This is a genomic window from Oerskovia sp. NPDC060287 (assembly GCF_042726775.1).
Classification (GTDB): Bacteria; Actinomycetota; Actinomycetes; order Actinomycetales; family Cellulomonadaceae; genus Oerskovia; species Oerskovia merdavium.
Map to the genome: position 1 here is coordinate 1 of NZ_JBHXBO010000215.1, position 7,119 is coordinate 7,119.

The following is a 7,119-nucleotide window of genomic DNA, read 5'->3' on the forward strand; positions in this document are numbered from 1 at the left end:
GGCCCCGGGGCCGGCCCCGGCAGCACCCTCGACGACCTCTTCGGCGACTCGGTGGTGGCCTCGTGACCGGGTTCTTCGGCGCCCTGGCGGAGGCCTGGGACGAGCTCCGCGTCCACAAGCTCCGCGTGCTGCTCGCCCTGATCGGTGTGGCCGTGGCGGTCTGCGCGATCACGACCATCACCGCGGCCGGCGACATGCTGCGCCAGGTCTCGGCCGAGTCCAACGAGCGCTGGGGCGGGCGACCCGCGACCCTCAACGTCTCGGCCTGGCCCACGGGCCAGGAGATGCCGGGCGTGGAGGAGTACGTCGCGGCGTACGACGACATCACGGCACGCTACGAGGTCGAGCACTCCTCGATGGTCATGTGGGCCCAGACCCCCTTCCGGTTCCCGGGCGGGACCATGGAGACCCAGACCAACGCGGTGAGCGCCGACTGGGCGACCATGCACCGGTTCGTGGTGGACGGCGGGCGCTGGTTCACCGAGGCCGACGCGGAGAACCTGTCGCCTGCCCTCGTGGTCAACCACGCCTTCCTCGAGGCCCTGGGCCAGCGCATCGCGGACCACCCAACCATCGTCATCGGCGGCGAGAACCCTGTCCTCGCGACGATCGTCGGCACCTATCCGGACAGCTGGCCCGGCGAGGGACCTGCCGCCTACATGCTCGTGGAGTCCCACCTTCGGTGGGCCTCCCCCACGTCGCTCGTGAACTCCGGCGCACCGTCGCTCGAGCTCTGGGTCCCCACGGACACGGCCGACGTGCTCACCGAAGCCGTCCGCCGCGACCTCACGGGTGCGATCCCCGGGACGCAGGTCGAGGTCAGCCGCATGGACAGCCCCGACATGGGCATGATCGACGGCGCGACCAAGTGGCTCATCCTCGGGGTCAGCACGATCGCCCTGCTGCTCGGTGGACTGGGGCTCGTCAACATCGCCCTCGTGACCGTCCGGTACCGGATCCGTGAGATCGGCATCCGACGCAGCTTCGGCGCCTCGTCCGGGCGCGTCTTCTTCTCGGTGCTCATGGAGAGCGTCGTCGCCACGATCGTGGCCGGGGTCGTGGGCGTCTCGCTCGCGATCGTGATCCTGCACAACGTCCCGCTCGACACCCTCATGGGCTCGACCGTCCAGGACCGTCCGGGCTTCCCGGCCTCGGCAGCCGTCACGGGCATGGTCGCCGCGGTGAGCGTCGGCGCGCTCGCCGGGCTGATCCCCGCGCTCGTCGCGGTACGGGTCAAGGTGATCGACGCCATCCGCTACTGATCGGCGCGGACCGACGAGCACGCGGCCGTCCACCTCACGGGGTGGGCGGCCGTCGTGCGTCCCGGGGCGCGTACGCCCGTCGCGGCAATGTTCGCTCTTGTTGCTTTCTGTTCGAATGTGTCACCATGGCAGCATGCTCGCCTCCCAGCGCCACGAACGCATCCTCGCGGGGCTCCGCGACCACGGCGCCGTCCGGATCGCGGACCTCACCCAGGAGCTCGGCGTCTCCGACATGACCGTGCGACGTGACCTCCTCGAGCTCGCCGAGCAGGGACTGCTCCGCAAGGTCCACGGGGGCGCGGTCTCCCCGCAGGCCACGTCGCACGAGCCCGGGTTCGAGGCCAAGAGCGCGCTCGCCCTCGACGAGAAGCGTGCGATCGCCCGCGCCGCCGTCCGTCTCGTCTCCCCCGGCTCCTCGATCGCCCTGTCGGCCGGCACCACGACCCACCTGCTCGCGGTCGAGATCGCGGCGGACCCGAGCCTGCGCCCTCTGACCGTCGTGACCAACTCGCTCCCGGTCGCCGAGGCCCTGCACCGGGCGGGCGACCCTCAGCTCGAGACCGTGCTCACGGGCGGTTCGCGCACGCCGTCGGACGCCCTGGTCGGCCCCCTCACCGAGGCCGCGCTCGCGAGCCTGCGCGTCGACCAGACCTTCCTGGGCGCGCACGGCGTGAGCGTCGAGGCGGGGCTCACGACGCCCAACCTCGACGAGGCCGCGACGAACCGCGCCCTCGTCGCGATGGCCGGAAGCACGGTCGTGCTCGCCGACCACACCAAGTGGCGCACCACGGGCCTGAGCGTCTTCGCGCGGCTCGACCAGGTCGACGTGCTCGTGACCGACGACGCGCTCCCTTCGACCGACCAGGAGGCCGCGCGCGACGTCGTCGAGCAGCTCGTGGTCGCCTCGCGCGACGAGCCGACCCGGCTCCCCCGAACCCCATCCACCCCCGCACCCCAGGACGGTCGTACCTCCCGATGAACCAGCACCTGCGCCGCACCCCGACCCGCCTGGCCGACGGCCGCGAGCTCGTCTACTTCGACGACTCGCCCGCGTACGTCTCGGGCGAGCTCACGCGGCGGCTCGACGACCCCCGCCCGCTGGGCGACCGGTTCGCCGCCGTCACCGGCCCCGACGGGCACGAGCACCCCTATACGGGCCCCGAGATGCGCCTCGACCCGCTGACCGGCGACTGGATCCCGATGGCCGCGCACCGCATGAACCGCACGTTCCTGCCGGCCGCCGACTCGTGCCCGCTGTGCCCGGCGCGCCCCGGCGCCGCGTACTCGGACGGCGAGGTCCCGGACACCGGTTACGACGTCGTGGTCTTCGAGAACCGCTTCCCCTCGCTGCAGTTCGTGCCGGGCGTCTCCGATGCCGAAGGAGCGCTCGAGGGCGAGGGCACGCTCGAGACCCGCGCACCGGCGTCGGGCCGTTGCGAGGTCATCGTCTTCTCGAGCGACCACTCCTCGTCGTTCGGCGCGCTGCCCCCGCAGCGCGTGCGCACCATCATCGACGCGTGGGCCGACCGCACCGAGGCCCTCGGACGCGAGCCCGGCGTCGAGCAGGTCTTCTGCTTCGAGAACCGCGGCCAGGAGATCGGCGTCACCCTGCACCACCCGCACGGCCAGATCTACGGCTACCCGTACATCACGCCCAAGACGCGCGCGATGCTCGACCAGGCCCGCGCGCACCACGAGCGCACGGGCGGCAACCTGCTGCGCGACGTCCTCGACGCCGAGCTCGCGGACGGCCGCCGGATCGTCCTGGAGACCGAGCACTGGGTCGCCTACGTGCCCTTCGCGGCCCGGTGGCCCGTCGAGGTGCACGTCGCGCCGCGCCGCGACGTGCCCGACCTGCCCGCGCTCACCGACGCCGAGCGCGACGACCTCGCGGTGACCTACCTCGAGCTCCTGCGCCGCCTCGACCTGTTCTTCGAGGGGCCCGACGGCGCCCCCGTCCCCCTGCCCTACATCGCGGCGTGGCACCAGGCCCCGGTGCGCGAAGGGCGCGAGCTCTCGCGCCTGCACCTGCAGGTCTTCTCGGTGCTGCGCGCACCGGGCAAGCTCAAGTACCTCGCGGGCTCGGAGTCGGGCATGGGCGCGTGGGTCAGCGACACGACCCCCGAGCGGATCGCGGCGCGCCTGCAGGCGCTCGCCCCGGCCCCGGCCGCGCAGTGGGTCGAGTCCTGGCCCGACGACGTCGGCGCGGACCGTGTCCGGCAGGCCTTCGCGGCGGCGTACCCCGCGGACGGCACGGAAGGCGGGGACGAGGCGGACGGCGCGTCGGACGTCCGCGTCTACGCCGCCCCCGGGCGCGTCAACATCATCGGCGAGCACACCGACTACAACGCCGGGCTGTGCCTGCCCATCGCGCTCCCCCACCGCACGTACGTCGCGCTGCGCCCCCGGACCGACTCGGTCGTTCGCCTCGCCTCGGCCCAAGAGCCGGGCGCGGCCTGGACCGGGCGGCTCGAGGACGTCGCACCGGGAGCCGTGACCGGCTGGGCCGCGTACGTGGCCGGGGTCGCGTGGGCGCTCGGACAGCACCTCGAGGAGACGGGCCGCTCGGCCGGGACCATCCGTGGTTTCGACGCCGTGGTCGACTCGTGCGTGCCCTACGGTGCGGGCCTGTCGTCGTCGGCCGCGCTCGAGTGCTCGGTCGCGGTCGGGATCGACGACGTCGCGGGTCTGGGGCTGGCTGCCACCGATGCGGGACGTGCGACCCTCGCGGCCGCCGCGATCCGCGCCGAGAACGAGGTCGCAGGCGCCCCGACCGGCGGCATGGACCAGTCGGCCTCGCTGCGCTGCGCCCCGGGTCACGCGCTGCTCCTCGACTGCCGCCCGGGTCTCGACCCGGTCGACGCGGTCGAGCAGATCCCGTTCGACCTCGCGGCCGAGGGGCTCGCGCTGCTCGTGATCGACACCCGGGCCGAGCACGCGCTCGTCGACGGCCAGTACGCCCAGCGCCGCGCGACGTGCGAGGCGGCCGCCGCGACCCTGGGCCTCGCGAACCTGCGTGAGCTCGCAGACTCGGTCGCCGGTGCGGCTGCCGCCACGGGCGACCGCGCGGCCCACGAGGCCGCGTTCGCCGAGGCTCTCGGCGCGGCGCTCGACCGCCTGCCCGACGACGTCTCGCGCCGCCGTGTGCGCCACGTCGTCACGGAGATCGCCCGGACCCAGGACCTGGTGGCGCTGCTGCGCGCAGGGCGAGCCTCCGACGTCGGGCCGCTCATGGACGCGTCCCACGCGTCCCTGCGCGACGACTACGAGGTCTCCGCGCTCGAGCTCGACGTGGCGGTCGAGGCCGCGCGCGAGGCCGGCGCCCTGGGGGCCCGCATGACGGGTGGCGGGTTCGGCGGCTCGGCGATCGCACTGGTCCCGGCCGAGCGCGCGTCCGCTGTCGCGGACGCCGTGGCCGGAGCCTTCGCCCGCGAGGGCCTCGCGGCCCCCGGCTTCCTGCTGGCCGTGCCGTCAGCCCCGGCCGGCGCCTGCTGACGCACCGCTGCCCACGAGGGTGCGCGGCGAGGACTCCTCGCCGCGCGCCCCGTCCGGCTCGGTGCCGCGGGCAGGGCCCCTCCGCCCGCCGGGGAGCCACCAGTTCCAGCGCCCCAGGAGCGACATCGAGGCCGGGAGGAGCAGGCCGCGGACGATCGTGACGTCGAGCAGGACCGCGACGGCCATCCCCACACCGATCTCCTTCATGGCCACGAGGTCCCCCAGCGCGAAGCCCGCGAACACGATCCCGATCGACACGGCCGCGACCGTGATGACGGGACCCGACGCCACGATGCCCGCGAGGACGGCACGGTCGTTCGCGCGGCGGTCGTCCCCGGTCCGTCGGCGCCACTCCTCCGCGATGCGCGCGAGGAGGAACACCTCGTAGTCCATCGACAGACCGAACAGGAAGACGAACAGCAGCGCGGGACTCGTGGCGTCGATCGTGCCCGTGGGCTCGAAGCCCAGGAGCCGAGCTCCCCAGCCCCACTGGAAGATCGCGACGAGCACCCCGAGCGAGGCCGTCAGCGCGAGCAGGTTCAGGACCAGCGCCTTGAGCGGGACCACGACCGACCGCGTGAGCCAGCCCAGCAGGAGCATGGCCGGCAGCACGACCGCGGCGAAGGCCCACGGGAGCCGGTCCCGGGACTGCTGGGTCGCGTCGACGAGCTCGGCCGCCGGCCCCGCGACCTGCACCGAGAACGGCACGTCGAGGCCACGGACGTACCGGACCACGGACTGCGCCTCCTCACCCGTGGCCGTGCCCTCGGGGGTCACCTCCGCGACCGTCACGTCCGCCGGGAAGTCCTCGAGGTGCCGGACGTCCTCGACGCCGGGCGACGCGTAGAGCGCGTCGAGCAGCGACCGGACCTGCGGGTCCTCGACGGACGCCCCCAGGACGAGCGTGACCGGCTGGACCCCCAGGACGTCGAAGTCCTGCTCGATCTTCTCCTGCGCGACCCGCTCCGGGGTTCCCGGCGGCAGCGACCGGGCGTCCGAGCTCCCCAGCGCGAGCGAGGCCAGAGGGGCGCTCAGGAGCAGGAGGACGGCCGCTGAGCCCAGGGTCACCGCGACCGGCCGGCGCTGGGCGAACGACGCCGACCGCGCGAGCAGCCCGGCTCCCGTCCCCGTCCGGCGTCGGGCCCAGGTCCGGGTCCGCGGGGCAGGGATCGAGGCGTGCAGCACCGCGACCAGGGCGGGGACGAGCGTGAGCCCCGCGACGGTCGTCAGACCGACCACGAGCAGGCCGCCCAGCGCCATGCTCGCGAGGAGCGGGTCGGCGAGGACGAGCAGCCCCGTGAGCGCCGAGGCGACCGCGAGCCCCGAGACGAGGACCGCCCGGCCCGCGGTCGACACGGTCCTGGACAGCAGCTCCTCGAGCGTCGACTCAGGGGCCCGTTCGCGCTCCTCCCGGAACCGCACGATGACCAGGAGGCTGTAGTCGACGGCGAGACCGAGGCCCAGGAGGGTCACCACGTTGACCGCGAACTCGCTCACGGGGACGGCACCGGCCAGGGCGCTCAGCGCAAGGAGGGAGGCCGCGATCGAGGCGAGCGCGGCGGCCACGGGCAGCAGGCCGGCCCGCAGGCCGCCCAGCACGAGCACGAGGACCACGCACAGCACCACGAGAGCGACCGACTCGCCCACGACCGCGTCGGCCGTGGCGATGTCGGCGAACGTCCGCTCGGCCATGAGCTCCCCGCCCACGACGACCTCGGGCGCGTCGAGGGTCTGCAGGGTCGCGGCCACGCGGTCCCCGACCTCGAGCGCCTGGGCGTCCGTGAGGTCCCGCTCGAGCTCGACCACGACGAGCGAGCTGAACCCGTCGTCCGAGACGAGGCCGCCGGACGTGAACGCGTCCGTGACCTCCAGGACCCCCGGGATCTCGCGCACCTCCTGCATGACGCGGTACGCGCTCTCGACGAGCGAGGGGGTGAAGAAGTCGACGCCGCCGACGACCGCGGTGAGCGTCTCGCCCTGCGGGTCGAGCTCGTCGAGCAACGCCTGAGCCTGTGCGGCGGGCGCACCGGCCGGAAGGCTGTCGACCGCGGTCGTGCGGTCGAAGACCCCGCCGCCGACCACCGCCCCCAGGAGAGCGAGCGTGGCCCACAGGGCCAGGACGAGAACTCGGTGACGGACCGTGACCCGACCAAGGTGCGCGAGCATGGTCGACTACCTCTCGACGACAGACGAGGCGTCGTCGTCGACGCCCCGGCAGATGGTGACAGACGCCGCGCGACGAGGGCAAACGTGCGGCGCGGCGGTGGAGCGGGGCGGCGCGGGGCCGCGCTGCGTCGCGCGGCGGTCCGTCCGCGACGTCGGTGACCCGGATCTCCCCGTCGACGTACCGGCTGACGTAGAC

Annotated in this window: 4 protein-coding genes and 2 pseudogenes; 5 read left to right on the forward strand and 1 reads right to left on the reverse strand. The window is 74.0% G+C overall.

The features are described 5' to 3' along the window. Positions 1–62 precede the first annotated feature (62 nt). From ACFWFR_RS15760 to galK, 4 genes and pseudogenes are all read left to right on the forward strand, one after another. Positions 63–1,262: an ABC transporter permease gene (locus ACFWFR_RS15760; RefSeq protein ID WP_191801221.1), complete on the forward strand. Its 1,200-nt coding sequence runs from the start codon at positions 63–65 to the stop codon at positions 1,260–1,262. Positions 1,263–1,395: 133 nt separating this feature from the next. Continuing rightward, complete coding sequence (locus ACFWFR_RS15765) at positions 1,396–2,241, forward strand: DeoR/GlpR family DNA-binding transcription regulator (RefSeq protein ID WP_377623587.1); 846 nt, start codon at positions 1,396–1,398, stop codon at positions 2,239–2,241. After that, positions 2,238–3,419, forward strand: a pseudogene (galT, locus tag ACFWFR_RS15770) (galactose-1-phosphate uridylyltransferase); the annotation flags it as partial. The gene ACFWFR_RS15765 and the pseudogene galT, both read left to right, overlap by 4 nt. A gap of 132 nt (positions 3,420–3,551) precedes the next feature. Beyond that, positions 3,552–4,757: pseudogene (gene galK, locus ACFWFR_RS15775) on the forward strand (galactokinase); the annotation flags it as partial. Here galK and ACFWFR_RS15780 read toward each other — a convergent pair. Further along, positions 4,734–6,923 carry an MMPL family transporter gene (locus ACFWFR_RS15780; RefSeq protein WP_377623588.1) on the reverse strand — a complete coding sequence of 730 codons (2,190 nt, stop codon included), beginning with the start codon at positions 6,921–6,923 and terminating at the stop codon, positions 4,734–4,736. The pseudogene galK and the gene ACFWFR_RS15780 sit on opposite strands and share 24 nt — an antisense overlap. Between ACFWFR_RS15780 and ACFWFR_RS15785 the strand changes: the two genes are divergently transcribed. Beyond that, a partial coding sequence (locus ACFWFR_RS15785; protein WP_377623589.1) for a hypothetical protein occupies positions 6,922–7,119 on the forward strand: 198 nt, incomplete at its 3' end. The genes ACFWFR_RS15780 and ACFWFR_RS15785 overlap by 2 nt on opposite strands.